We start from the raw sequence: 24,940 nt of genomic DNA, 5'->3' as shown, positions 1-24,940 counted from the left end.
GAATTTTTATAGGTGTGGATGATGCCGGCGGAGTGTTCGATATGCCTGGCGATATAGTGCGTATCGATGCATTTTCGTGCTGCGGCGGCCATCGCAGCGTAATATACACACGGACATAGCGAGTGAACAAGCCGCTCATGCATCAATGCTGGAGATAAGTGCAGATGGATAGTGTGAATGTGATTGCCGCGCCTGCAGTCGTCGGCGCGCTCGTCCTGAGCGGACGGTTCCAACGCCCGCTGTCTTTTGACCTCGCGCGGCTCAACGGTTACGAAAGCGTGCTGGCCACGCCGTTTGATCTGCGTTGCTACACGACGAATCGTTTTATCCGCAGCGTCGAACCGTATCGCGGCGTGCGTTTGACGACCCTGATTTCGGAAGCGGGCCTGCCGAACGAGGTGCCGGGTGAGTTCAAGCGCACGGTATTCGTGGCGGTGGGGCACGATGGCTACGTCGTCACGTTCTCGTGGCATGAGCTGTTCAACACGCCGGTCGGCGAGAACGTGCTGGTCGCATACGAATGCGGAGGCCGCGCGCTCGATGCCGAGGACGGTGCGCCGATTCTGTTTTCCGGTTCGGACATCCTGCCCGCACCACGCCACGTCAAACGTCTCGCGCGTATCGAGGCGCATGTTCTGAAGCCTTTGGCGTAAGCGATTCGTGCGACAGGCGTAACATGGTTGGCTGTTCATCAACGTGTTGCCGCCATGCCTGACGAACCGCTTTCGCCTGTTGCGGATGTTGCCGCGCGCAGCCCCGAACCGTTGTTTGCGTCGCTCGACGCGCAGGTTGCCGAGTGCATGGCAAAGTGGCTGGCCGCGGCCACAGACGCCGCGTCGCCCGATACTCAACTGTTCGCCAAACTGATTGCCGCGCGCGACGTGCGCCACGAACTTGCGCTGTCTGGTTTGTCGCAGCAGGCATGGCGCGCGCTACTGGAGCGGCACTTTGTGCACGCGGCCGTGCCCGCACCATTGTCTTCATTGCCGCCCGTCGACACCGGCGAACATGCGGAATTCGTCGAAACCTTACGCGCGCTGCTGCTGACGTATTCCAGCACGGTTGTCGACGCGAACGACGCTCGCTGCCTCGCCTCGATCATCGCTCACGCATGCTTGCGGCCGGATCACCTGTGGCGCGACCTCGGCCTCGCGGGTCGCGAAGAAGTCACCTGGATGCTGACGCGGTACTTCCCCTCGCTCGTCGTGCTGAATGTTGGCAATCTGCGCTGGAAGAAATTCCTCGCCCAGCAACGCGCGCTTTCATTGGGACTTCAGCCTGGCCCGGCTCCTGGTTGCCTAGGCTGCGAAGACTACGGGCATTGCTTCCCGGACCACCGCTGAAGGCATTCAGCCAGGGTGGCAGGGCGAGGCGGTTCGTGTATGCTTTCGCGCATGGCTGATACCGCGAAAACCAAACCAGCACCCGTGACAAAATCCGCGAAACCGCGCCCCGAAGTGCGCTTCAGAATGCGCATCCGTAGCGGTGACGCGGTCGCGCTTGGGCCGGGCAAAGTCGAACTGCTCGAAGCCGTGCGCGAATACGGCTCGATCTCCGCTGCGGCGCGCAGCCTCGGCATGTCGTACCGGCGCGCCTGGCTGCTGATCGACGAGCTGAACCGCTCGCTCAAAGCGCCCGCCACGCACTCGGAGCAAGGCGGCCAAAGCGGCGGCGGCTGTACGCTGACGCCGGTCGGCGAAAACATCATTCGTCTGTACCGCGATGTCGAAGTCGAGGCGCAACGAAGCTGCGCGAAACAGCTCGCCGAGCTGACCAGGATGATTCGCTCCTGAGCGGTTGAGGCTTGTCCGGTTCAGAGCTCAGGTCTCAAGTTTCAACCGTGGCGCAGGCAAAACGCTGACGGCGGCGGATTGCCCAACTGGGCAAGATGCTCGGGGCGCAGGCGATCCATCAATTCGACAAAGCTGGCCACGCTCGCTGTGCGCAACGGGTGGTAGTCGATCTGATGGCGTTCGCAAACCCGCTTGAGCGTATTCATTGAATCGTGATCGACGCAGTCGACCGGAAACACGACGATATCCGCGCCTGGCAACGCAGCGACAAGCAGACCTTTGCGATCTTCCACGCCGCCGTCGTGCACCACGAAATCTCCGCCGGCGGCTTCCACCAGTCGCTTGAGCGCGGCATTCGAGCCGGGTCGCCCGCCCACATACACAATCCGTTTGCCGCGCACCCCGTCGAGGCTGGCTTGCCGCGTGCCCGCGCCATGGCTGTCCGCTGCATCCACCGTCGCGCGTTCCAGCGCATCGCATTCGCCTTGCACCAGCTTGAGAAGCGCCAGCGCCTGATCGTGGCTCCTGCGTAACGTGAGAGCCGCGCCTTGTTCCTGCAGTACGCGTTGTTCCGCGGCCTCACGGCGACTCGTATGCAGCGCCACCCGCTGGTCGGTGTCGGCCAGCTTATCACGCAGCCTCGCTGCCTCGGCTTCGAGATCGGAGGGATTCGCTGGCGTCTGGCGCGTAGCCACGGCGGCGAGCTGCGCGATCTGCTCGTTGAGCGCGGCGATCGATGTGTCGCGCTGCGTGCTGAGCTCCTGCAGGCGGGTTTGCTGCCGCTCGACTTTCTCTTTCAACTCGGCGTTTTCCGCTTCGAGCGCAACCAGCCTGCGGATGTCCGCGCGATTCGCCGCACCGACCAGATGCGACAGCATGTGCAATTCGCCAAACGCTTTCTGGCGCACGTGCAAGGTCGCGTACGGATGCGTCATCAAGGCCCAGTAAGCGGGCGGGATGTCGCCACTTTTCACCGCTTCGTCCCAGAGCTTGAGCAACTCGACGTCGTCGGCGGCTTTGTCGAAGCGACGGATCGCCATCGCATAGTGCTCGTCGAGCAATTTGTGCAGGGCTTTGGCGCCCGCGCCGCCATCGATCGCGAGTTCGACGGCCGAGTGATGAATCTCGACATCGCTCGCGTCCCGGCGATCGAGACCAGTGAATCTGGGCACTAACTTACGCAGTTCATGCGTGCTGAGGCAGGTGCCGATGATTGAACAGTGCAGTTGGCCGTCAAGCTCCGCGAGGCGCGCGCGCCGTTTGGTATTCGAGAACGACGCCTGGGCGGGCGTGCAACAGGGGTCGGCTGCGCGCAAACCGGTGCCGGCGACTTCGTCGCCAGACAGTTTGAGGCGGTGGGGCTGCGCGAGACGAAACGGCGGCGTGTGCATGAGGACCTCGAATCCGGTTCTGGCGTCAGGCTGATTGAATGTGCGTGCTGGACACGTTCGCCGCGCACGCGCTACCAGCGGTATATTCGAAAGGATATAGCGATAAGCAGAATAAAACGTTCATGTGCGGCAATGACGGATCAGTCGTTTGGGCGGACGAGAACGGGCTCCGCGCGTGATTTGCGCTGACTGGCAGCGGGTGCTGCAGCGATAGTGCGACCGGTGGCGTGCCAGACGACGGCAGGCGCTATATCGCCGGCTGCCCGCGCATGCTGCTCCAGAACGTGCCCGACGCTCAGGCCGATAAATGCCGTGTCGAGCCGTTCGAGTTCCGCCACCACCTTGCGTAACGCGGCCAGGTCGTTGCTGAACGCATCCGAGAAAATCGCGTCGCGAAGTTGCTCGGCCGAGCGCGCTTCCTCGATCGAAGCTTTCAGATCACGCAGACGGGCGAAAGCCGCCGCTTTGGCCTGTTCGGCCAGGATCGACAGCAACTGATTCAGTGAGTGTGAGCCCGAAGTGCCCACCGATGCGAAGTTCAACTGGTCGTCTGTTAGCATCAGCACAAAGCGCTGCACGCTGCCGTAAAGGCGTCGGTAGGCATCGACGACATCGCGGATCAGCTCGGCGCGGCCGCGTTCGGACACCGACTTCACCGCAACGATAGTCGACGAAAGCCCTTTCGGGGCGCGTCCCGCCGGGTCGGACAATGTGGCTCGCAATGTGGGTCGACTACGCACCGCTACTGGCTCCTGCTTGCTTGTTTCGCTTCGTCGTGCGCGATCGGCGGGTGGCCCGACGCGCTCCACGAGAGCATACCGTGATATTCGACAGGATATAACGAAAGCCGCCGCGAGGGTAGCGGAGGCCTGCTTTACCTGCTTCGTGCGAACTCGAGAAACGCTTGCACGGCGGGCGCCCGCTCGAACTTCCGGTAAGCAATGGCGATTTCCGAAGCAATGGGTTTGCCGGCAATGCTTCGGTAGACAACCCCCGGCAGGGCGATGCAATCGGCCAGCGTATGCGGCACGACCGCCACATTGCCGCCTAGCGATACACAGGCCAGCACCGCCGCGAGCGTGCCGGGACGCGACCCGAGCTGCGGCGAAAAACGCCCCCGCCGTGCGACTTCGAAGGTGCCGGCTTCCTGTTCGGGCAGCACGAAATACTGGTCGCGCAGTTGCGACGGTTTGATGCCTGGCGAGCGAGCCAGTGCGCAACTTTCCGGCAGCGCAAGGACAAAAGTATCCCGGTGCACGGTGGTTGCCTGAATCCCTTCGACAAGCGGCATGGGCGGGCGCACGTAGGCTGCATCGAGCAGACCGTCACGCAGCATCTCGGCCGCGCTGTCCATCGGTACCTCGCGAATCGAAATGTCGACGCCCGGATATTGAGCACGAAAGCCGCCGACCGCCCGCTGTAATACGCCTGCATAGAGGGCCGAAGCCACGTAGCCGACTTCGATCTTTCCCAACTCGCCGCGCTCGGCGAGAATCGCGCGCTCTTCGCCGCGCGCGAGGTGCTCGAGCGCACTGTGCGCTTCGGCGAGGTAGGCGCTCCCTGCCGCGCTCAACGCGACCGACCGCTTGGTGCGGTGAAACAGCCGCACGCTGAGCAGCCGCTCCGCTTCCTGGATCAGCTTGGTTAGCGTTGGCGCCGCGATGCCTAATTCATCCGCGGCGCGGGAGAAGTGCAGATGCTTCGCGACGCAAACGAATGCGTGGATATGGCGAAGTTCGAGCTTTCGCATGGTTTTCGGTATTTCCGCTGAAGCTAATTATTTTGTGATTTTATGCCAATGACAGGCAATAGGCGCTTCGTTACCATCGAGTGACTTCGATTCGATTCCACCTGCCTGCATGTCATCCACGTCCGTGCGTCCCACGCTGCCCGCACAGTTGCCCGGCTCGAAAGGTGCAAAACCCGTCAACCCCGCGTTCGTGCTGGCCACCGCGTCGGCGACCTGCGCGCTGATCGTCCTCGATACCAACGTCGTGGCCGTCTCTTTGCCGTCGATTGCGCGCTCGTTTCACGCGAGTTTCGCCGATGTCGAATGGGTGGTCAGTGCGTATATGGTCGCTTTCGCGTCATGTCTGCTGCCCGCGGGCGGTCTCGCCGATCGCGTCGGCCGCAAGCGGATGCTGCTGCTTGGCCTCGCGGTGTTCTTTCTGGCATCGCTGGGTTGCGGGGCGGCGCCATCGGCGGCCATTCTGAATGTGGCGCGCGCTGTTAAAGGCGTCGGCGCCGCCATGCTGCTCACCGCGGCGCTCGCCGTGATCGCGAATACCTTTCACGAAGGTCCGGCGCGCGTGCGCGCGTGGGCCGTGTGGGGCACCTGCATGGGCCTCGCGACGACAGTCGCGCCACTCGTCGGCGGCGTGATTACCCAATGGCTCGGCTGGCGCTGGATCTTCCTGCTCAATCTGCCCGTGTGTGCGGTACTCGCGTGGTACGCGTCACGCGCGATTCGCGAGTCGCGCAATCCCGAACCTGGCCCGCTCGATGCCGCCGGCAGCATCCTCTTCGGCCTTGCGCTCGCGCTCGGCATCTGGGCGCTGATCGAGGTGCCGACCGACGGCCTCGCGAGCTGGGCAACCGGCGCGAGGCTCGCGGCATGCGCGCTGCTGTTCGGCGCGTTCGTCCAGGTGCAACGCTCGTGGGCACACGCGATGGTCGACCTTGCTCTGTTCCGCCAGCCGCGCTTTGTCGCCGCCGTGCTCGCGATGTTCGGCTACGCCGCTTGCGCGCAGGTGATGATGACGTTTTTGCCGCTCTATCTGCAGAACGCGTTCGGTCTGTCGGCGGTGGCGGCGGGCGTCGGCATGCTGCCGTTCGCGCTGGCGATGGTGGTTGGGCCTTATGTCGGCGCGGGGCTCGCGAGGCGGATGTCGGGCATGGCGTTGCTGTCGACAGGCTTGTTGCTGATTGCGGCCGGCAATCTGCTGACGGCGTTGGTCGCCGGCGACGCGTGTTATGCGCTGGTGGCGCTCGGCATGGTCGTGACCGGGTTGGGCGCGGGGATCATGAATGGCGACACGCAGAAGGCCATCATGGCGTGCGTGCCATCAAACCGAACCGGTATGGCGTCCGGTATCAGCACGACGACACGCTTCACGGCCATCGTCACCTCGGTGGGCGTGCTCGGCGCGGTACTCGCCGCCCGCACCCACGCTGCATTCGTGGCCGGCATGCAAATGACGCCTGATATCCGCGCCGCGCTCGACGCGGGTTTCATGTCGCGCTTGCTGGCTGGCGATATGGCGCAGGCCACCGCGCATCTGCCGCCCGCGCTGCGGGTCACGGTGGTGTCGGCCGCGCACGCGAGTTTTGCCAGCGGCTTTGCCGCGGCGCTTTATCTGGCTGGCGCGGCTGCTGTGACGATTGCGGCGGGAATCTGGCTGCTGGGTCGCAAGGGCGACGCTGTAGGCGTGTCCGGGGTTGCGGCGAACGGATAGGCGACTGCCGTCCCGACAGTGGCTTTGCCGTTGGGCCGGGCCTTGCTGTCCCGACAGTTACGTTGCCACCCGGCTGCGCCTCGTCGCCCCGGACAGTTGCCTTGCCACTCGGCTGGGCCCGCCGCCCGGACCGCGGCCTTGCCGTCCGTCCGGCCTTCACCGCCCCGGCCGCCCCGTTTTCCGATATCGTGCTTCGTGTGCGATCAAACTTCGGCGCACGCTCCTTTCCAGGCCGTTTCCACGACCAGGCAACGCACAGCACAAGAACATGAGCCATCCCAACACCGAACTGATCGAGCATTTCTACACCGCGTTCCAGCAGCGCGACGCCGACACAATGGCCGCCTGCTATGCCGACGATGTGGTCTTCAGCGATCCGGCATTTGGCGAGTTGCACGGCGACGAGGCGCGCGACATGTGGCGCATGCTGGTGGCGCGCGCGCAGGACTTTTCTCTGACCTTCGACAGCGTCGAAGCGGACGACCTGAACGGCCGCGCCCACTGGGTGGCCCGTTACACATTCAGTCAGACGGGCCGTACGGTGGTCAACCGCATCGATGCGCGTTTCGTGTTTCGTGAAGGCCGCATCGCCGAACATCGCGATACCTTCGACCTCTGGCGCTGGGCCCGTCAGGCGTTGGGGATCAAGGGCGCGCTGCTCGGCTGGACACCCTTCGTGCAGCGCGCAATCAGGGCGCAGGCGAGAAAAGGGCTCGACCTCTATCGACGCAGGCAGCGCCGCGCCTGACAGGACAACCCGGCGCAATACACCCAGTCTTGCTATCAGCCGGCCAGTTGATGCAGTATTTCGTGACATGGACAAGCGGGGAGCTGTATGCCGGTAGTGGATGCGTCATGGGAAGCATGGCTGAGCAGCAACGTAGCGCGCGGTTGCAGCATCGATTCGATGATCGACGCGATGGTGCAAGCCGGTTTCGCCACAGAAACCGCGCGCGCGGAAGTGCACAAGGCGTTCGGTAAGAACCCGGCCGATGCAGCGGGTTCGCCGCCTGCAGCGACCGAGGCGGCGCTGGCACAAACCGCACCGCAAACATACCAGTACGACGAGCCGCCCGTTGCCCGCGGCAATGTGATCCGTGCCTACGATCGCGACGTCCGCGTGCTGATGCGTTGCGAGCGGCCGCAAGTGATTGTGTTCGCGGATGTGCTCTCGCCTGACGAGTGCAACGAGATGATCGAACGCTCGCGCCATCGGCTGAAACGCTCCACCACGGTCAATCCCCTCACCGGCAAGGAAGACGTGATTCGCAACCGCACCAGCGAAGGTATCTGGTACCAGCGCGGCGAAGACGCGTTCATCGAGCAGATGGACCGCCGCATCTCTGGCCTGATGAACTGGCCGGTTGAAAACGGCGAAGGGTTGCAGATTCTGCACTACGGCACGACCGGCGAATATCGCCCGCATTTCGATTACTTCCCGCCCGATCAGACCGGCAGCGCGGTGCATACCGCCCAGGGCGGCCAACGGGTGGCGACCCTGGTGATCTATCTGAACGACGTACTCGAAGGCGGCGAAACGATTTTCCCGGAAGCGGGCATGTCAGTCGCGGCGAGGCAAGGTGGTGCGGTGTATTTCCGCTATATGAACGGCCAGCGTCAACTCGATCCGCTGACCTTGCACGGCGGCGCACCGGTGCTCGGCGGCGAAAAATGGATCATGACGAAGTGGATGCGCGAGCGGGCCTACGGCTAAGACGCACGCTATTCGGCCGTGTGACCTGCGGCGGTTTTTCCTGCCGTGCCGGCTGACAGTTGCTGCAATGCGCTGCGCGCGCTGACACCCCCCATGCGCATGATCATCAGGCCGATCGCCGCGCCTGCCACGCGGTCGAGCATCGGCATCCCCGCCATGCTGCCGGCCAAACCCAGCGTCGCGACCAGCGCGGACACCGCATCCATGCGTGCATGCCATGCACTTGCCAGCAGAATCGCCGAGCCGGTGCGCTGGCCTTCAGCGTGCATATAGCGGAACAGCGTTTCCTTGGTGATCGTGACGAATCCGCTGACGGCGAGTGCGCTGACTTGCATCGTCGTGTTGCCGCTCAACGTGGCGGTTTGCGCGATGCTGTGCCAGAGCATTTCGGCTGCTGTGATGATTAACAGTGCGGCGATGAAGAGGGATGCCACGGCTTGCGGGACGTTGCTGTCCCCGTCAGGCGGCGTTGCGTTCGGGTGTTTCGTGCTGAGGAACAGCACGATAAGCACGATGCTGTCGGCCGCCAGGTCACTCAAGGTGTGAACGCCGTCCGCGAACAGGCCGTCCGAATGCGCGGTTAAGCCGATGGCGATCTGCATCGCCATGAGGAAGGCGTTGAGCAGCGCGCTGGCGGAGGCGGCTTTAAGCAAGGCGGCCGCCCTTGATGGTGCAGCTGCGGCTTTCGCGCTCGGAAGGCTGTGGCATTGGGTCGGGACGGGTTGAGTTGTCGCAGGAAAGTACCCGTCCAACGTGGCGCGCCGATGACAGTGCGGTAACGGCTGCCGGCAATCAGATGCACCTGGTCCGCTCAAGAGCCTGCGAGCCGGAAATTTCGTAGCTGCCAATGCGTCGCATCCGACGCTGAATGCGTTTCAACCAAGGCCCGTTTCCGAATCGTCGCGTGAATTGCGACGGGATGGCCACCTATCATCCTGTGCTTTCGTCAGCATCGCTCGAATGGCCGCACGCCCGGTCTGCGCGTGCTGAGCGAGCGAACTTCGGATGTGGGATGAAACGTATGCCTGTCGTAAATGATGCCGTGAAAACCTGGTTGAACAGTCACATCGACCGCGGCTTCAGCCCTGCGGCGTTGGTGGATGCGATGGTGGGTGCCGGCTTTGAATCGGAACTCGCGCGAGCCACGGTGAACGCTTCGTTCGATGCTGCCGAGGCGGCACGCGCGGCCGCCGCTGCCACGCCATGCGGTATCGAGGCGGCCGCGGGCCAATACCGCTACGATCCGGCGCCGGTCGCCGCGGGCAACGTGATTCGTGCCTGCGATCGTGACGTCAAGGTACTGATGCGCTGCGAGCGGCCGCAGATCGTCGTATTCGCCGACGTGATGTCAGACGAAGAGTGCGACGAGATGATCGAACGGTCGAGGCCGTTGCTTAAGCGGTCCACCACCGTCAACCCTGAGAACGGCTCGAGAGACGTGATTCCTAATCGCACTAGCGAAGGCGCCTGGTATCATCGCGGTGCGGACGCTTTCCTGGAACGGCTCGAAAAGCGCTTTGCCAGTTTGATGAACTGGCCGGTTGAGAATGGCGAAGGCTTACAGGTGCTGAGGTACGGGATTGGCGCCGAATATCGGGCGCACTTCGATTATTTCCCGCCGTCGTACACGGGGAGTGGCGTGCATATAGCGCACGGCGGGCAGCGGGTCGCCACGCTGGTTCTGTATCTCAACGACGTGGCCACCGGAGGGGAGACTTTTTTCCCCGACGCTGGCGTGTCTGTTGCCCCTCAGCGGGGTGGCGCTGTCTATTTCCGCTATATGAACGGTGCGCGGCAACTCGATCCTTTGAGCTTGCATGGCGGCGCGCCTGTTCTGGAAGGCGAGAAATGGATTATGACCAAGTGGGTCAGGGAAGGGGTGTTTGCTTAGTGCTCAAGCCATCGCTCAAGCCGTCTTGTAAACGTCCGGGTTGTGCAGTTCCATATAGCGCTCCGGCGTCGTCAGTTCCTTGAAGCCGTGCGGTTTGTAGACGTGGTGGGCGTCAGTCGTTACCAGCACGATTCTGCGCAAGCCGGTCAGCAATGGGCTGGCGAATACGTGTGCCATCAACGCCGACGCATATCTCTTGCCGCGATACGCCGGCAGCACGAACACATCGCACAGGTAGGCAAATGTCGCCTGGTCCGTTATCAGGCGAGCAAATGCGATCTGTTTGCCGTCGATGTAGGCGCCGAAACATAGCGACCCTGCTATCGCCCGGTCGAACGTCTCGCGTGGCATGCCCTTCGCCCATGCCGTCTCCTGCGACAGGAACGCGTAGATCATCTCTATGTCGAGGTCGGTCTTGTTGCTCGAAATCGTCAGCTCGTTGGCTTGCACCGCGTGTCTCCACCTGTTCTGGTCAGGCAATCAAGGGATGCGGCGCCGGTTCGGCGCCGGCGTCAAACTCTTCCATCACGCCCGCTTTGCGCTCAGCTCTTCGCTGGGTCCTCGACGCTGCGCGAACCGCCGCCGATGCTCTGTCCGGCGTCGTGCGCGAGACCCAGGTAGCCGATCACGGACACCAGCGTCAGCACACCGGCAAACAGAAACGCCAGGCGGAAATCGTCCAGCGTGAAAACACGCCCGGTCGTCTCGCCATTGAAGACCGCTGCCGCGCGCAGCGAGACGGCGCCAAAGGCAATGCCCAAACCGATCGTCATCTGGGCGGCAGCGCTCCATAGCGTGCTCGCCGCGCTCATCTGCGGCTGTGCGACGTCGGCGTAGGCGAGGGTGGCAAGCGTCGAGAATTGCATCGAACGCGCTACGCCGTAAATGAACACGACGAACAGAACCAGCACGAGCGGTACATTCGGTGTCAACAGCCCGCAGGCAATGATGAATACGCCGGCGACCGCCACGTCGACAATCGACACCATCCGGAAGCCGTAGCGTTGCAGGATGCGTGTGGTCAGCGCCTTCATGCCGAGATTGCCCAGCGCGCTCGCCAGTAACAAAAGCCCCGACTTGAACGCCGATAACCCGAAGCCGACCTGGAACAGCAGCGGCATCAGATACGGCACCGCGCCGATGCCGATGCGGGTGAACGAGCCGGTTACCACCGTCACCGAAAAAGTCGGGATTTTCAGCGTGGAGACGTCGATCAGCGGATGCGGGTGACGCTTCGCATGCTGGAACGCCACTACGCCCATCAGCAATCCGCCGGCGATGAACGCACCAGCCACCCAGGGATTCTCACCGGGCTGGCTCGCCAGTTCCGCGCCGTACAGGATCGCCGTCAACGTCGTAGCGCTCAGCAGGAGGCCGACGACGTCGAGCGGCTTGCGTTCGGTACCGCGCAGGTTCGGCACCAGCGCGAGCGCAACGGCCATCGCAGCCAGACCGAACGGCACGTTCAGCAGAAAGATCCAGCGCCAGGACGCATAGGTGGTGATGAAGCCGCCCACCGGCGGCCCGACCACCGGCGCGGCAATGGCCGGCCATGTGATGGTCGAGATCGCCTGCATCATGCGGCTCTTCTCCGTGTTGCGGACCACGATCAACCGGCCCACCGGCACCATCATCGCGCCGCCCATGCCTTGCAGCAGTCGCGCGGCCGTAAATTCGGTCACGTTCTGCGACAGGCCGCACAACACCGAAGCCACCGTGAACACACCGATCGCGCTGAAGAACACGGTGCGCGAGCCGCAGCGGTCGGCGACCCAGCCGCTCACCGGGATGAAAATCGCCAGCGCCAGCATATAAGCCGTCATGCCGAGGCTCAGACTGTTCGGTCCGACGCCGAACGAGTGCGCCATCTGCGGCAAGGCCGTGGCGATCACCGTGGTGTCGAGATACTCCATGAAAAAGGTGGCTGCGACGATATACGGCAGCCAGCCGATATGCGAGTTGCGTGCGCCAGCGGTCATTGCACCGTCCTCGCCACCTTGTCATTGCGTGTGAATTCAATGACGCCTTGAGCGTGCCGGTATATCCCGCGCGATTGTTTTGACTTCATGTTCTTGCGACTACCTTTTCGAAAGCGTGTTTAAGCTGTCACCTCCAGCCGCCAACCCTGCATCGTAACGCAACAATTCGCGGCAGGCAGCGGCGCGCGCCAACGCACGGCGGCATGCAGCGGTCTACGGCGGCACGCCGCAAAGCACGGCGGCAACAGCAATCGGGCGCAGCCACACGCAGCTACGCACGACCGCATATGCCGGCACGCAGCGGCACCGGTGCCAGGTGACGTACCGGAAACACAGCTTGTCCCGCCGCTCAGTCCTTCGCTGCGTATTCGCGATCGAGTTTGTCGTACAGCGGCTTGTTCACAAGGCGCTGGCGTTCGCTGAACGGTGCGACCAGGGTGGCGTCTTCGTCGAGGCGGCCATTGCTTTTCAGCGTGCCGAGCGCGCGTTGCATGCCGAGCACCGCGCCTTGCAGCGCCGCGTTGGCGTACAGAACGATGCCGTAGCCGAGCTTGGCGAGCGCTTCACGCGATTGCACCGGCGTCTTGCCGCCGATCACGATGTTGATCAATTGCGGCTTGTCGAACAGCGACGGCAAACGCTCTATGTCGGCAAGCGATTCGGTCGCTTCGATAAACAGAATGTCGGCGCCGGCCTCGATGAAGCGATGGCCGCGTTCGATCGCGTCCTCGATGCCGTGAACCGCAGCCGAATCGGTGCGCGCCATGATCTGCAGGTTGCCGTCTTCGCGGGCGTCGACGGCCGCGCGGATCTTGCCGACCATTTCACTGGCGCTGACCACTTCCTTGCCGGCGAAGTGGCCGCATTTCTTTGGCATGACCTGGTCTTCGAACTGGATCACGTCGGCGCCGCTGCGTTCGAGCACGCGCACGGTCTGGCGCACGTTCAGTGCGTTGCCGAAGCCGGTGTCGGCGTCGACGATCAGCGGCAGCGCGACCGCGTCGCGAATCCGCGCGCAATGCTCGGCGACTTCGGCGAGGCCGATGAAGCCGAGATCGGGCAGCCCGAGCGACATGTTGGTGACGCCCGCGCCCGTGATGTAGATCGCCTCGAAGCCGGCGTCTTCAATCACGCGCGCGCTCATTGCATTGAAGGCGCCCGGCACGAGCAGGCCCTGGCGTTGATTGACCTTGGCGCGGAACGCGGTGCGGCGGTTAGCGGAAGTGCTCATGATGATGTGTCTCCAGTTGGGGAAGTCGGTGATAGAACGCTGAACTGAAAGTGCAGGAAGCATGCCATTCGCCGGTTCCCAGAAGTTGTGCCGAACAATCAGTAACTTAGCCAGAAAGGGCGTGACAGCGTGGTTCATGGCAGAATGCCGGCATGTTCCATGAAACGTTTCATGGAACGTTCCAGCCACGAGCGGAGCGTTGCAGTGTCCACTTTCTTGTCGTCCCTTGCCAATCCTGATTCTGGCCGCCCTGGCGTCGCACTGGTCAGTATCAGCCGCCTGCAATCGCTTTGCGAGACGGTCGCGCCTCGTTACACCGAGCGGGCCCGGTTCTTTTCGGTCCGGGAAGGTTACGGCGCCGCCGTCACGGCCTTGCAGGCCTATGTGGACGCGGGTTCGGTCGATGTCGTGCTGGCCGCCGGATCGAACGGCGCCTACTTGCGCGACAACCTGAGCGTGCCGGTGGTGATGGTCAAGGTGAACGGCTTCGACGTGTTGAGCGCGATCACCCGCGCCACGACGACCTGGCCCGGCGCGCAGATTGGCCTGGTCCTGCACGAAACCATCTCGCACGAACTCGCGGACCTGAGCGCATGGCTGAACGTCGACCTGAAACAGCGCGCCTACCGCTCGATCGACGAAGTGCGGCTCGCGGTCGCGGGCCTCGCAGCAGAGGGTTGCAGCGTGATCATCGGCCCCGGCATGGCCTGCGATTTTGCCCAGGAGGGCGGTCTGGAGAGCGTTTTTCTGTACTCGCTGGGCGCGGTCGAAGAGGCGTTCGAACGCTCGGTCGAACTGGCGCGCGTGAGCCGCCAGAAGGAGTCGAAGCGGGTGCGCCTGAACACGATCGTCGCCCATTTGCGCGACGGCGTGGCCGCCTTCGACGACGCCGGTCAGCTCGAAGCAGTCAATCCGGCGATGCTCGATCTGCTCGGGCTCGATCGCGAACAGGACGTCCCGGCGCAATTGATGCGCGCCGTCGGCCCGTTGCTGCGCGAAACGCTCGAGCATGACATGCCGGTCGAGGAGCGTATCGAGCAGATCGGCGGCCGCGCGCTGATTGTCAACTGTGTGCCGATCGTCGAGCAGGGCTTGCGTTCGGGCTCGGTGCTCACCGTGCAGGATGCGCGGGTCGCGCAGCGGATCGACCGCTCGCTGCGTACCAGCCAGCGGCCGAAACATCTGGTCGCGCGGCACCATCTGGAGGATCTGGTCGGCAACTCGGTGGCGCTCGAGCGGGTGCGGCGGCTTGCACGCGCAGGCGCGGCTCACGACGCCACCGTGCTGTTGAGCGGCGCAAGCGGCACCGGCAAGGAACTGGTCGCACAAGGCATCCACAATGCCAGCCGGCGGCGCGGCAATCCGTTTGTCGCCTTCAATTGCGCGGCGCTCCCCGAAGGACTGATCGAAAGCGAACTGTTCGGTCATGAGGAAGGCGCGTTCACCGGCGCGCGCCGCGGCGGCAAGCCGGGCCTCTTCGAAATCGCCCACACCGGGACGATCTTTCTCGACGAAATCGGCGAGATGCCAGCGGCGTTGCAAAGCCGGCTGCTGCGGGTGTTGCAGGAGCGCGAAGTCATGAAGCTCGGCTCCGGGCGCGCGACGCCCGTCGATGTGCGGGTGATCGCCGCCACCCATCGCGATTTGCATGCGCTGGTCGAGCAGGGCGTGTTTCGCGCGGATTTGTATTTTCGTCTCAACCTGCTTCAGATAGAATTGCCGCCGCTGTGCGAAAGACGTGGCGATATCGCGCAACTGGCGCGGCACCTGTTAGGCCGCAGCGCGCTCCAATATGGGCTGTCGGGCGGCGCGCCCGAGCGGGTGCTGACCTTCCTCACGCCCTTGTTCGAGCACTATGCGTGGCCCGGCAATGTGCGGGAGCTGGAAAATCTACTGGCACGCGCTGCGATTTATCTGGGCGATTCGGCCGGAGAGAGCGGGCAGGATCTGCAGACGGTGTTTCCGGAATTCGGCCGGATGCAGCAGGCGGCGGCCTTGAAAGCGTCTGCCGCAGTGCCCCCCGGCAACGGCGATGTTCCCGCCCGCGCGTCACCCAGCCGCGAGGACGTTATACGCGCCCTCGAACACGCCGGCGGCAACCGCGCCGCGGCAAGCCGGGCACTGGGAATCGGCCGCACCACCCTTTGGCGGCTCATGAAGGACTGATCCGGCGCAATAGCCGCCGGTAGATCGGTAAATAGTGTATAACTATCGCTATCATTAAAACAATCCGCTTTACCTATTAAGCGTCGTCTGACATACTGACTCCACTTTCCAACCACTCCGAAAGAGGACTCAGTAAATGTCGATCATCAACAGCCAAGTTAAACCGTTCAAAGCACAGGCATATCACAACGGCGATTTCGTGACCGTCACTGAAGAAAGCCTGAAGGGCAAGTGGTCGGTTTTCGTTTTCTACCCGGCTGACTTCACGTTTGTGTGCCCGACCGAACTGGGTGACCTGGCCGATCGTTACGCCGAATTCCAGAAGCTCGGCGTTGAAATCTACAGCGTGTCGACCGATACGCACTTCACGCACAAGGCATGGCACGACACGTCGGACACGATCCAGAAGATCAAGTACCCGATGATCGCCGACCCGACCCTGGCTATCTCGCGCAATTTCGACGTGCTGATCGAAGAAGAAGGCCTGGCGCTGCGTGGCACGTTCGTGATCAACCCGGAAGGCGAGATCAAGCTGTGCGAAGTGCACGACAACGGCATCGGCCGTGACGCCGGCGAACTGCTGCGCAAGGTGCAGGCTGCGCAATACGTCGCGGCTCACCCGGGTGAAGTTTGCCCCGCCAAGTGGACGCCGGGCGCAGAAACGCTGACGCCGTCGCTCGACCTGATCGGCAAGATCTAAGGTCTAAAAGACCCTCGCAGTAGGCGCCTTACGGCGCACCGCTGTGCGGACCGCTTCTTACCGCGGTTCGCACGCCCCCGGGCTGTGCGCGTCCTATCCGGATGCGTGCGGCACCTGGGACCCAACACCCTCGTCACGGAATCGAAAGCCATGCTGGACGCCAATCTCAAGACTCAGTTGAAATCCTACCTCGAAAAGGTTAGCAGGCCTATCGAGATCGTCGCATCACTCGACGACAGTGCGAAATCGCAAGAGCTGCTGGCATTGCTGAACGATATCGCGACGTTGTCGGAACGCGTTACCGTGATCGAGCGTCGCGGCGACGAAGCGCGCAAGCCGTCGTTTTCGATTGGCGAGCCGGGTAAGGAAACGGGCATCCGTTTCGCCGGTATTCCGATGGGGCATGAATTCACGTCGCTCGTCCTCGCACTTTTGCAGGTCGGCGGCCATCCGGTCAAACTCGACGATGCGGTGATCGAACAGATCCGCAGTCTCGACGGCGACTATCAATTCGAAACGTATTTTTCGCTGTCATGCCAGAACTGCCCGGAAGTCGTGCAGGCGCTGAATGTGATGGCGCTGATCAACCCGCGCATCCGCCACGTGGCGATCGACGGTGCGCTGTTTCAGAACGAAGTCGAAGCGCGCCAGATCATGGCGGTACCGACCATGTTCATGAATGGCGAAGTGTTCGGCCAGGGCCGCAGCGGCGTGAAGGAAATCCTCGCGAAGCTCGATACCAACGCCGGCGCGCGTGCGGCTAAGGAACTGGAAAAGAAGCCGGTGTTCGATACGCTGATCGTCGGCGGCGGCCCTGCAGGCGCGGCTGCGGCGATTTACTCGGCGCGCAAAGGTATTGCAACGGGTGTCGTGGCGGAACGCTTCGGCGGCCAGGTGCTCGATACGCTGGCGATCGAGAACTTCGTCTCCGTGACAGAAACGGAAGGACCGAAGTTCGCCACTGCGCTCGAACAGCACGTGAAGAGCTACGAAGTCGACATCATGGACGTGCAGCGCGCTGAAGCACTGATCCCGGGCCGGATCAACGAAGTGCGTCTGGCAAATGGCGCGGTGCTGAAGGCGAAGACGATCATTCTGGCGACCGGTGCCCGTTGGCGCGAAATCAACGTGCCGGGCGAGCGCGAGTACCGTAACCACGGCGTGGCGTACTGTCCGCACTGCGACGGTCCGCTGTTCAAGGGCAAGCGCGTTGCGGTGATCGGCGGCGGCAACTCGGGCGTCGAAGCGGCGATCGATCTCGCGGGTATCGTGCGTGAAGTGACGTTGTTCGAATTCGGTGCGCAACTGCGTGCTGACGAAGTGCTGCAACGCAAGCTGCGCAGCCTCGCCAACGTGACGATCGTCACCCAGGCACAGACTACGGAAATCACCGGCGACGGCAAGAAGGTCAGCGGTCTGGTCTACAAGGACCTGCGTTCCGGCGAAACGAAGAACATCGAACTCGAAGGCGTGTTTGTGCAGATCGGTCTTGTGCCGAACACCGAATGGCTGAAGGGCACGGTCGAGTTGTCGAAGCACGGCGAGATCGTCGTCGATGCACGCGGCGCGACCTCGGTGCCGGGCGTGTTCGCTGCCGGCGACGTGACCACGGTCCCGTTCAAGCAGATCGTGATTGCGGTGGGTGAGGGAGCGAAGGCATCGCTCTCCGCGTTTGATCACCTGATTCGCAGCAGTGATCCCGAAGAAGTGGTTACCGAAGCAGAAACTGAAGCGACAGTTTGATGGGGTTGTGTGAGTAGTGGACGGCGGCCTTGGGGCCGCCGTTTTTGTTTGAGATGAGACCAGGGCCGATTTTGAGCGGGCTTTGTTTTGGCTGAGCGAAAGCAGGAACGGTGGTCTGTCAGGAAAATCTTACACAAACCTCCGAGGGAACTGCCATTCTCAGAGGTTTTGAGAGTGTTGTGAGAAAAGCCCCAATTCCTATGCCATTCGATAGTGTTATTTCGGAAAACGAACGACTTCGACAGACGTAGAATATTGACCGATCCAAAGTCGTCGATTGCCTATGCCGAAGTTTGAAGTACAAGTTTTTGAATCGCCAGAATTTGCAACTCACTGCTTTCAACCCGTTGTTCACAACGGTGCAACGTGGGACTTGAGCCATCTCGATTCATTCGCCTTTAAATGCGACCTTGGTCTAAGTAGCGTGGTGACCGTGCTCGTGATGTTTTCGTGCCATTGTTTTTCCCGCAGCTTTGCTCGGGACGGACGAGCGCGCACTGAAATTTCGAACGCCGAGATCTACGATGATGGTCGTGAGCAGCGAGTTCTTGATTCGAGCCGCTATGAGCTGTCGAAGCACCTGTTGCGGGATTTGGTCATGACGCTTGGTGAGCGTCCCATTGTCGTCGCTGACGAACAGCAGCCGAATTTTATGACGCTGCATAAGACGAATGCCGATGGCACCACGTCGTTATACGCGGTGTTTTTTGAAGTGGAAAAAGATAGGACAAGAAGGCAGCGGCTAATTCTGCGAGTTCAATCCGCCTATCTTCTCGAAAAAGCACTGACGAAACGTCAGCGGCAAGCGAAAAAGGTCGCGTTCAAAACCCTGCTGCGGGCAACCTATGAGGGGCGCAAGATTCGTCCCTAGCCGAGATGGCGAGCCACAAAAACCAACGGCTGCCTTTCGGCAGCCGTCGCATGCGGGATTCTCTATTCACCTTGCGGTGAAATTTCCACTCCAGGTGGAACCCGGCAACCCGGGTGGCGCTACGTTTTTCACACCCGCTCGTACGTAGTTTTGAGCCCTGATTATATGAATCTGGCTAGCCGCGGTCAAGCGGTCGGCGGCAACGGACGACGGCGCGACGCGCTGCGGCAGGCGGGGCGCAGCCGGCGGATGGGTTTTACCATGCCGCAAACACCCGTTTCATTCACCCGCTCGAAGCCCACCCTGAATGCCACATCAACGGCCCCTTTGTTTGGAGCCTCCCACCTGGGTCAATTCCTTGGCTATCACGCCCGTCAGGCCATATAAATCTGGGAGTCGGGCACGGTCCCGCCGACATGCGTACTGGCTCGCAAGCGCACAGCTTGCCGATACCAGGCGACATAAAACAAGGAGGGAGACAATGGCAACATCGCAAGCGGCCCCGGCTCGGTGGGTCGACGGCAAACGCTATTTGTGGCTACTCGGTGCGCTCACCATCACCTTGCCGCTGAATGCGGCCAATCTGGCCTTGCAAACCGGCTGGCACATTTTCTGGTGGTTCGGGCCGATTTTCGTGTTCGGCATTATTCCCGTGCTCGACTATCTGATCGGCGACGACCCGAGCAATCCACCCGAGGACGTCGTCGCCACGCTCGAAAGAGAGCGCTATTACCGCCGCGTGGTCTATCTCGCCACCTTCATCGAATACGTGTCGTTCATCGGCGCGCTGTGGATCGTCGGCACGCACTCGCTGACGTGGTACGACTATCTCGGCTTTGCCCTCTCGCTGGGCGCGGCCACCGGCGTATCGATCAATACCGCGCACGAGCTCGGCCACAAGACAGATGGTTTCGAACGATGGCTCGCCAAGATCACGCTGGCGCCGGTCGCCTACGGTCATTTCTTCGTCGAACACAATCGTGGACATCATGTGCGCGTAGCGACACCGCCTGACCCGGCGAGTGCGCGCTACGGCGAATCGTTCTGGCGTTTTCTGCCGCGCACAGTGTTCGGCAGCATCGCGTCGGCGTGGCGCCTCGAGAAGCATCGGCTCGAACGTCTTGGCAAATCGCCCTGGACATGGCGCAATGAAGTCCTGCACTCGTGGGCTATGACCGTCGTGCTGTGGGGCGCGATGATCGCGCTGTTCGGCAAAACGGTGATTCCGTTTCTGCTGATCCAGGCGGCGTACGGCGCCTCGCTGCTCGAAGTGGTCAATTATCTAGAGCACTACGGACTTGGCCGCAAGCAACTCGCGAGCGGCCGTTATGAGCGCTGTCAGCCGCAGCACTCATGGAACAGCAACCGCATCGTGACGAATCTGTTTCTGTACCAGTTGCAGCGTCACGCCGATCATCATGCGAATCCGACGCGTTCTTATCAGGCGCTGCGTCATTTCGACGGCGCGCCGCAGTTGCCCTCGGGCTACGCGACGATGATCATGTTCGCGTATGTGCCGCCACTGTGGTTTCACGTGATGAACCCACGTGTGGTCGCGCATTATCAAGGCAATATGGCGCAGTCGAATATCCGGCCGGCAATTCGTGAGCGCGTGTTGGCGCAGTTTGCCGGCTAGCGTGGATTACTTGATACAAAGAAAAGCCGCCTGGCCAATGCCGGGCGGCTTTCTTGTGGAGCTGATCGAATAGCGGCAGCGCAGCCTTAACGCCGGTCGATCGAATACTTGCCGGCGCCGGTCACGCACAACAGCAACAGTCCACCCATGATGCTGATGTTCTTGTAGAAGTTGATCATGTTTTCGTACTGCATCGCACCCGTCATGTTCCAGTAGTGGTGGCCGATGATCGCCGTACCCAGCGTATAGAGCGCCAGCAGCAAAGCAAGCGGCCGCGTGTAGAAGCCCACCAGCAGCGCAATGCCCACAACAAACTCCATCACCACGGCTATGATCGCCGACAACTCAGGCGCCGGCGCGCCGGTCGACGTCATGTAAGCGACGGTGCCGGAAAACCCGGTCAGCTTTGACCAGCCGAACATCACGAATAGCACCATCAACAGGATGCGGGCGACGAGAATGACTGCGTCTTTCTGGTTTTCAAATAACGTATAGCGCATGATTTTTCTCTGTAGGTAAGGACGGGAGCGGCTCGCCGCAAAGTTCGCCGCGAGCCGCGCTCAAGCCGGCCAGGTCTATCGACAGGACCAGGCCGCTTAAGCCCACAATTCTGACATCTCGATGTTACGCAGATCGAACACCAACACTTCCGCGTCGTGACCTTGCGTCAAGGTGAGGGCTTCTTCGCCGCGCACCCGTGCGCCGTCGCCTTCGCCGAGTTCGACGCCGTTCACCGTGACGCTGCCGCGCGCCACGTGAATATAAGCATAGCGATTGTCGGCCAGTTCGAGACGCGCGGTTTCGTCGCCGTCGAAAAGACCGGCATAGACCCGTGCATCCTGTTGCAGCACTAGCGAGTCTTGCGCACCGTCCGGCGACATCACCAGACGCAACATACCGCGCTTCTGGTCCGCGCCAAAGTGACGTTGCTGATAGCGCGGCGCGGTGCCTTTCTGCGCCGGTGCAATCCAGATTTGCATGAAGTGCACGGGCTCGCTCTTCGAATGGTTGTATTCACTATGCGCGACGCCGGTTCCCGCGCTCATCAACTGGATGTCGCCAGGTACGATCACCGAGCCGGTGCCCATTGTGTCTTTATGTTCCAGCGCGCCTTCCAGCACGTACGAAAAAATTTCCATGTCCCGGTGCGGGTGCTTGCCGAAACCTTGCGCCGGTGCGACACGGTCGTCGTTGATCACGAGCAGGTCGGAAAAGCCGTTCTGCTTCGGATCGTGATAGTTCGCGAAGGAAAACGTATGACGCGAGCTAAGCCAGCCGTGCTCCGCGCGGCCGCGTTGATTGGCGTGTCTGATTTCAAGCATCGTATTTCTCCCTGGTTCTGGTTGTGCGATCCGGCCAGCTGTTTGGCCGCGATCCATGAATGACAGTGTAGGTCAATCAGGATGGTTATAATCGGATTGAAATAGGAAACACTGTCACGATAAAGTGGACAATAAAATGCAACTCGATGACATGCGGATCTTCGTCGCCACGGTCGACTCCCATAACTTCACCGCGGCGGCAAAGCGGCTGGCGCTGTCGAAGCAGTTCGTCAGCCGGCGCGTGATGGCGCTGGAAGAGGCACTCGGCGTGCAACTGTTGATCCGCAATACGCGCAAGCTGGCCGTAACTGAACTGGGCCAGGAGTTCTATGAGCGTGCGCGGCGCATTCTCGGCGAGGTGGAAGACGCCGAGCAGGCAATGTCGCTGCGCCGCGCCGGGCCGCGTGGGCTGTTGCGGGTCAGTGCGCCGATGTCGTTCGGGATGACACATCTGTCGCCGTTGGTGGCGAACTTCCTGCGCGAGCATGAGGATGTGCGTTTCGATATGGAGTTGAGCGATCGCACTGTCGACGTGGTGGGTGAGGGGTTCGATATGGCGATCCGGATCGGCACGTTGCCGGATTCGTCGCTCATTGCGCAGAAACTCATCGATGTCAGGATGGTGGCATGTTGTAGCCCGGGGTATGTGCGGCGGCGTGGGGCGCCGCTTCATCCTGCCGATCTGGCGCGGCATTCGTGTTTGCTGTATGGGCATGGCGGGGCGGTGAGTTGGGATTTTGTTGTTGATGGTGTTTCGAAAGGGTTTGAAGTGCATGGGCCGCTGCGGGCTAATAATGGGGAGTTGATTCGCGATGCGGCGGTGGCTGGGCTGGGGATTGTTCGGCTTCCTGATTTTATTGTTGCTGATGCTGTTCGGGGTGGGAGGTTGGTGAGCGTTCTGGATGGGTTTTTACCTTCGGTGGCTAGTGTTTATGCTGTTTATCCGCAGCATCGGCAGAGGTCTGTCACGATTCGGTTTTTTGTTGAATTTTTGCGGGAGCATTTGGGGAAGGGGTTGGTGGGTTGATTTTTTTTTGCCTGCGCGGCGCCTGTCTGTGTTTTTATGGTTTTGGCCTTTTCTTGCTTTCTTAGTGGTCTATTAGCGTTGCCCCTGTGCGGGGCGGCACTTACTTTCTTTGCCGCCGCCCCTCCATGTCAGGCTAGTTGTCGCCTCACCCGAACCGATTGGTGTAAAGATGGGGGGCGGACAGCGAATGGAAGATGAAACGCTATTCAGCGGAAACCCGGGAATGGGTAATCCAGCAGATGATGCCGCCGTTCAATCGTGCGGTCATCGAGCTGGCGGGGGCGACGGGCATCACCACGGTGACGCTGCGGACCTGGCGGCAGCATGCAAGAGATACAGGGAAATTCATGCCGGGCAATGGCAAAACGGGCGATCAGTGGTCAAGCGCCGGGAAGTTCAGGGCGGTGCTGGAGACGGCGTCGCTCAACGAGATCGAGACCTCACAATACTGCCGCAGTAAAGGCATTTATCCGGAGCAGATCCGGCAGTGGCGCGAGGCGTGCGAGCAGGCCAACGCGGTGCCTGAAACGAAGCCCACGGCGGCCCAGCGCAACGAGGCGAAGGCTGCGCAAAAGCGCATCCGTGAACTCGAGCGCCAGCTCAAACGCGCTGACGCGGCCCGCGCGGAGGCGGCGGCCTTGCTGAATCTGCGAAAAAAAGCCGAAGCGATCTGGGGCAAGGAAGAGGAAGACTGATCAGCCGCCCGGATCGCGATGAAGCCATGCAGTTGATCGATGAAGCTGTACAGCAGGGAGCGCGCCGCTCGCGTGCGTGCGAGCAGTTGGGGCTCAGCGTGCGCAGTGTCCAGCGCTGGCGCCTGTCGCCGCAGGACGGGCGCGCTCAGGTGAAGCGTGCAGCGCCGCCCAACAGGCTGAGTGAGGCAGAACGTCAGGCCGTGCTCGATGCGGCCAACCGTCCGGGCTACGCGAGCCTGACGCCGCACCAGATCGTGCCGAAGCTGGCGGATGAAGGGATTTATCTGGCTTGCGAATCGACGTTCTACCGGATACTGAAAGCAGCAGGACAGGGCCAGCGCCGGGGCCGCGCGCGAGCCCCGCAACGACGCACGCTCACGACGCACTGTGCCGATGGTCCGAACCAGGTGTGGTGCTGGGATATCACGTGGATGCCGGGCACGGTCAGGGGCCGGTACTTCTACTGGTACATGATGAAAGACATCTACAGCCGCAAACTGGTGATGAACGAGGTGTGGGAGCAGGAGTCGGCTGAGCACGCGAGCGAGTTGCTGAACAAGGGATGTTTGCGTGAAGGTATCGCCGGGCGTCCGCTGGTGCTGCACTCGGATAACGGCAGTGCAATGAAAGGCGCCACGATGCGCGCGGCCATGATCGATCTGGGTGTGCAGCCTTCGTTCAGCCGGCCGCGCGTGAGCAACGACAATGCCTTTGCCGAGTCGCTGTTCCGCACGGCGAAGTACTGTCCGTTATGGCCCGAGCAGCCGTTCGACACGCTGGAGGCGGCCCGGGAATGGGTGCAGCGCTTCGTGCAGTGGTACAACGAAGAGCACTGTCACAGCGGCCTGAAGTATGTCAGTCCGGGGCAACGGCATCGCGGCGAAGCCAACGATCTGCTGGCCCGCCGGTGTGCGCTGTACGAAGACGCGCGCAGGCAGAACCCCGCACGCTGGTCAGGTGCCATCCGCAACTGGCACCTGGCAGACTCGGTCTATCTGAACCCGGAGCGAACTCACGCGTCGGCCAAAATGTATAAGCACGCAGCGTAACGGTTCATGCGACAACTACCTTGACACACACCGCCGCAAAGAAAGATAAGCAAAGAAAGCGGCTCACACCGCTAATTCTTAAGCGGGTCCCCCGCACAGTTGCGGTAGCGGTGCATCTGGAATCTGTGTTCTCGCACATTCAGCCGCGGTGACAAGGCCGTCATTCTTCCGGCGGCGCTTCGCGCGCCGAAGGGTACCTGTTAACACTCGCGCGCTTTAGTCGTTGGTTTCGTCGGTTCCGCTCGCCGTTGTGCACCATGTCGGTTATGTCGTGCAT

General features: G+C 61.8%; 23 protein-coding genes. 14 read left to right on the top strand and 9 right to left on the bottom strand.

What is annotated here, in order from left to right:
• Nucleotides 1–164: 164 nt before the first annotated feature.
• Genes ACUN0E_RS14805 through ACUN0E_RS14795 form a run of 3 tightly spaced genes read left to right on the top strand, consistent with a single transcriptional unit; the run spans nt 165 to nt 1,793 of the window.
• The gene (locus ACUN0E_RS14805) at nt 165–653 is read left to right on the top strand and encodes a molybdopterin-dependent oxidoreductase (protein WP_445567070.1); all 489 of its coding nucleotides are present in this window, start codon (nt 165–167) and stop codon (nt 651–653) included.
• Nucleotides 654–707: 54 nt separating this feature from the next.
• Nucleotides 708–1,343, top strand: coding sequence for a nitrogen fixation protein NifQ (locus tag ACUN0E_RS14800; RefSeq protein WP_445567069.1), 636 nt, complete (start codon nt 708–710; stop codon nt 1,341–1,343).
• A gap of 39 nt (nt 1,344–1,382) precedes the next feature.
• Nucleotides 1,383–1,793, top strand: a complete 411-nt coding sequence (locus ACUN0E_RS14795; RefSeq protein ID WP_408239852.1) for a winged helix-turn-helix domain-containing protein — start codon at nt 1,383–1,385, stop codon at nt 1,791–1,793.
• 41 nt (nt 1,794–1,834) lie between these two features.
• Here ACUN0E_RS14795 and ACUN0E_RS14790 read toward each other — a convergent pair whose 3' ends face one another.
• From ACUN0E_RS14790 to ACUN0E_RS14780, 3 genes are all read right to left on the bottom strand, one after another.
• Nucleotides 1,835–3,184, bottom strand: coding sequence for a DUF2325 domain-containing protein (locus ACUN0E_RS14790; RefSeq protein ID WP_445567068.1), 1,350 nt, complete (start codon nt 3,182–3,184; stop codon nt 1,835–1,837).
• A gap of 140 nt (nt 3,185–3,324) precedes the next feature.
• Nucleotides 3,325–3,924, bottom strand: a complete 600-nt coding sequence (locus tag ACUN0E_RS14785; RefSeq protein ID WP_445567067.1) for a hypothetical protein — start codon at nt 3,922–3,924, stop codon at nt 3,325–3,327.
• Nucleotides 3,925–4,058: 134 nt separating this feature from the next.
• Nucleotides 4,059–4,934 carry a LysR family transcriptional regulator gene (locus ACUN0E_RS14780; protein WP_445567066.1) on the bottom strand — a complete coding sequence of 292 codons (876 nt, stop codon included), beginning with the start codon at nt 4,932–4,934 and terminating at the stop codon, nt 4,059–4,061.
• Between the two features lie 109 nt (nt 4,935–5,043).
• Between ACUN0E_RS14780 and ACUN0E_RS14775 the strand changes: the two genes are divergently transcribed.
• The 3 genes from ACUN0E_RS14775 (at nt 5,044) to ACUN0E_RS14765 (ending at nt 8,353) form a co-directional block, all read left to right on the top strand.
• On the top strand, nt 5,044–6,639 hold the full coding sequence (locus ACUN0E_RS14775) for an MFS transporter (RefSeq protein WP_445567065.1): 1,596 nt from the start codon (nt 5,044–5,046) through the stop codon (nt 6,637–6,639).
• A gap of 268 nt (nt 6,640–6,907) precedes the next feature.
• On the top strand, nt 6,908–7,387 hold the full coding sequence (locus tag ACUN0E_RS14770) for a nuclear transport factor 2 family protein (protein WP_445567064.1): 480 nt from the start codon (nt 6,908–6,910) through the stop codon (nt 7,385–7,387).
• A gap of 87 nt (nt 7,388–7,474) precedes the next feature.
• Nucleotides 7,475–8,353 carry a 2OG-Fe(II) oxygenase gene (locus tag ACUN0E_RS14765; RefSeq protein WP_445567063.1) on the top strand — a complete coding sequence of 293 codons (879 nt, stop codon included), beginning with the start codon at nt 7,475–7,477 and terminating at the stop codon, nt 8,351–8,353.
• 8 nt (nt 8,354–8,361) lie between these two features.
• Here ACUN0E_RS14765 and ACUN0E_RS14760 read toward each other — a convergent pair whose 3' ends face one another.
• A complete protein-coding gene (locus ACUN0E_RS14760; RefSeq protein WP_445567062.1) occupies nt 8,362–9,006 on the bottom strand; it encodes a cation diffusion facilitator family transporter in 645 nt (214 codons plus the stop codon).
• A 368-nt stretch (nt 9,007–9,374) separates the two neighbouring features.
• Here ACUN0E_RS14760 and ACUN0E_RS14755 point away from each other — a divergent pair, with 368 nt between their 5' ends.
• Entirely contained in the window at nt 9,375–10,244 is an 870-nt protein-coding gene (locus tag ACUN0E_RS14755; RefSeq protein ID WP_445567061.1) for a 2OG-Fe(II) oxygenase, read from the top strand.
• A 15-nt stretch (nt 10,245–10,259) separates the two neighbouring features.
• Here ACUN0E_RS14755 and ACUN0E_RS14750 read toward each other — a convergent pair whose 3' ends face one another.
• The 3 genes from ACUN0E_RS14750 to ACUN0E_RS14740 all read right to left on the bottom strand — a co-directional run bounded on the left by ACUN0E_RS14750 (nt 10,260) and on the right by ACUN0E_RS14740 (nt 13,454).
• Nucleotides 10,260–10,694, bottom strand: a complete 435-nt coding sequence (locus ACUN0E_RS14750) for a GNAT family N-acetyltransferase (protein WP_445567060.1) — start codon at nt 10,692–10,694, stop codon at nt 10,260–10,262.
• A 92-nt stretch (nt 10,695–10,786) separates the two neighbouring features.
• Complete coding sequence (locus ACUN0E_RS14745) at nt 10,787–12,223, bottom strand: MFS transporter (protein ID WP_445567059.1); 1,437 nt, start codon at nt 12,221–12,223, stop codon at nt 10,787–10,789.
• Between the two features lie 349 nt (nt 12,224–12,572).
• Nucleotides 12,573–13,454: an isocitrate lyase/PEP mutase family protein gene (locus ACUN0E_RS14740; RefSeq protein WP_445567058.1), complete on the bottom strand. Its 882-nt coding sequence runs from the start codon at nt 13,452–13,454 to the stop codon at nt 12,573–12,575.
• Between the two features lie 171 nt (nt 13,455–13,625).
• Here ACUN0E_RS14740 and prpR point away from each other — a divergent pair, with 171 nt between their 5' ends.
• From prpR to ACUN0E_RS14715, 5 genes are all read left to right on the top strand, one after another.
• Nucleotides 13,626–15,620: a propionate catabolism operon regulatory protein PrpR gene (gene prpR / locus ACUN0E_RS14735; protein ID WP_445567057.1), complete on the top strand. Its 1,995-nt coding sequence runs from the start codon at nt 13,626–13,628 to the stop codon at nt 15,618–15,620.
• Nucleotides 15,621–15,756: 136 nt separating this feature from the next.
• A complete protein-coding gene (ahpC, locus tag ACUN0E_RS14730; protein WP_408336483.1) occupies nt 15,757–16,320 on the top strand; it encodes an alkyl hydroperoxide reductase subunit C in 564 nt (187 codons plus the stop codon).
• A gap of 150 nt (nt 16,321–16,470) precedes the next feature.
• Complete coding sequence (gene ahpF, locus ACUN0E_RS14725) at nt 16,471–18,063, top strand: alkyl hydroperoxide reductase subunit F (RefSeq protein WP_445567056.1); 1,593 nt, start codon at nt 16,471–16,473, stop codon at nt 18,061–18,063.
• Between the two features lie 283 nt (nt 18,064–18,346).
• Entirely contained in the window at nt 18,347–18,934 is a 588-nt protein-coding gene (locus ACUN0E_RS14720; RefSeq protein ID WP_445567055.1) for a hypothetical protein, read from the top strand.
• A gap of 481 nt (nt 18,935–19,415) precedes the next feature.
• Nucleotides 19,416–20,570 (top strand): alkane 1-monooxygenase, encoded by a 1,155-nt coding sequence (locus ACUN0E_RS14715; protein WP_445567054.1) that lies wholly within the window; start codon nt 19,416–19,418, stop codon nt 20,568–20,570.
• An 86-nt stretch (nt 20,571–20,656) separates the two neighbouring features.
• Here the strand turns inward: ACUN0E_RS14715 and ACUN0E_RS14710 are convergent, their stop codons facing one another.
• Together ACUN0E_RS14710 and ACUN0E_RS14705 are read right to left on the bottom strand one after the other, a co-directional pair.
• On the bottom strand, nt 20,657–21,070 hold the full coding sequence (locus ACUN0E_RS14710) for a DoxX family protein (protein WP_408336489.1): 414 nt from the start codon (nt 21,068–21,070) through the stop codon (nt 20,657–20,659).
• A gap of 96 nt (nt 21,071–21,166) precedes the next feature.
• Entirely contained in the window at nt 21,167–21,892 is a 726-nt protein-coding gene (locus ACUN0E_RS14705; RefSeq protein WP_445567053.1) for a pirin family protein, read from the bottom strand.
• Nucleotides 21,893–22,028: 136 nt separating this feature from the next.
• Between ACUN0E_RS14705 and ACUN0E_RS14700 the strand changes: the two genes are divergently transcribed.
• Both ACUN0E_RS14700 and ACUN0E_RS14695 read left to right on the top strand, forming a co-directional pair.
• On the top strand, nt 22,029–22,919 hold the full coding sequence (locus ACUN0E_RS14700; protein ID WP_445567052.1) for a LysR family transcriptional regulator: 891 nt from the start codon (nt 22,029–22,031) through the stop codon (nt 22,917–22,919).
• Nucleotides 22,920–23,113: 194 nt separating this feature from the next.
• A protein-coding gene (locus ACUN0E_RS14695) for an IS3 family transposase (protein ID WP_445566636.1) occupies nt 23,114–24,663 on the top strand; the annotation gives its coding sequence in 2 pieces (ribosomal slippage) (nt 23,114–23,588 and nt 23,588–24,663; 1,551 coding nt in all).
• Nucleotides 24,664–24,940 lie beyond the last annotated feature (277 nt).

This window comes from Paraburkholderia sp. D1E (assembly GCF_052682275.1).
Note: the sequence above shows the minus strand (reverse complement) of the source record. Positions and strands in the feature narration are given on the sequence as shown.

Bases quoted from the DNA above. Each gene is read 5' to 3' on its own strand.
- ACUN0E_RS14805 (WP_445567070.1), top strand. From the start codon at position 165: ATGGATAGTGTGAATGTGATTGCCGCGCCTGCAGTCGTCGGCGCGCTC.
- ACUN0E_RS14800 (WP_445567069.1), top strand. From the start codon at position 708: ATGCCTGACGAACCGCTTTCGCCTGTTGCGGATGTTGCCGCGCGCAGC.
- ACUN0E_RS14795 (WP_408239852.1), top strand. From the start codon at position 1,383: ATGCTTTCGCGCATGGCTGATACCGCGAAAACCAAACCAGCACCCGTG.
- ACUN0E_RS14790 (WP_445567068.1), bottom strand. From the start codon at position 3,184: ATGCACACGCCGCCGTTTCGTCTCGCGCAGCCCCACCGCCTCAAACTG.
- ACUN0E_RS14780 (WP_445567066.1), bottom strand. From the start codon at position 4,934: ATGCGAAAGCTCGAACTTCGCCATATCCACGCATTCGTTTGCGTCGCG.
- ACUN0E_RS14775 (WP_445567065.1), top strand. From the start codon at position 5,044: ATGTCATCCACGTCCGTGCGTCCCACGCTGCCCGCACAGTTGCCCGGC.
- ACUN0E_RS14770 (WP_445567064.1), top strand. From the start codon at position 6,908: ATGAGCCATCCCAACACCGAACTGATCGAGCATTTCTACACCGCGTTC.
- ACUN0E_RS14765 (WP_445567063.1), top strand. From the start codon at position 7,475: ATGCCGGTAGTGGATGCGTCATGGGAAGCATGGCTGAGCAGCAACGTA.
- ACUN0E_RS14755 (WP_445567061.1), top strand. From the start codon at position 9,375: ATGCCTGTCGTAAATGATGCCGTGAAAACCTGGTTGAACAGTCACATC.
- ACUN0E_RS14745 (WP_445567059.1), bottom strand. From the start codon at position 12,223: ATGACCGCTGGCGCACGCAACTCGCATATCGGCTGGCTGCCGTATATC.
- ACUN0E_RS14740 (WP_445567058.1), bottom strand. From the start codon at position 13,454: ATGAGCACTTCCGCTAACCGCCGCACCGCGTTCCGCGCCAAGGTCAAT.
- prpR (WP_445567057.1), top strand. From the start codon at position 13,626: ATGGAACGTTCCAGCCACGAGCGGAGCGTTGCAGTGTCCACTTTCTTG.
- ahpC (WP_408336483.1), top strand. From the start codon at position 15,757: ATGTCGATCATCAACAGCCAAGTTAAACCGTTCAAAGCACAGGCATAT.
- ahpF (WP_445567056.1), top strand. From the start codon at position 16,471: ATGCTGGACGCCAATCTCAAGACTCAGTTGAAATCCTACCTCGAAAAG.
- ACUN0E_RS14720 (WP_445567055.1), top strand. From the start codon at position 18,347: ATGCCGAAGTTTGAAGTACAAGTTTTTGAATCGCCAGAATTTGCAACT.
- ACUN0E_RS14715 (WP_445567054.1), top strand. From the start codon at position 19,416: ATGGCAACATCGCAAGCGGCCCCGGCTCGGTGGGTCGACGGCAAACGC.
- ACUN0E_RS14710 (WP_408336489.1), bottom strand. From the start codon at position 21,070: ATGCGCTATACGTTATTTGAAAACCAGAAAGACGCAGTCATTCTCGTC.
- ACUN0E_RS14705 (WP_445567053.1), bottom strand. From the start codon at position 21,892: ATGCTTGAAATCAGACACGCCAATCAACGCGGCCGCGCGGAGCACGGC.
- ACUN0E_RS14700 (WP_445567052.1), top strand. From the start codon at position 22,029: ATGCAACTCGATGACATGCGGATCTTCGTCGCCACGGTCGACTCCCAT.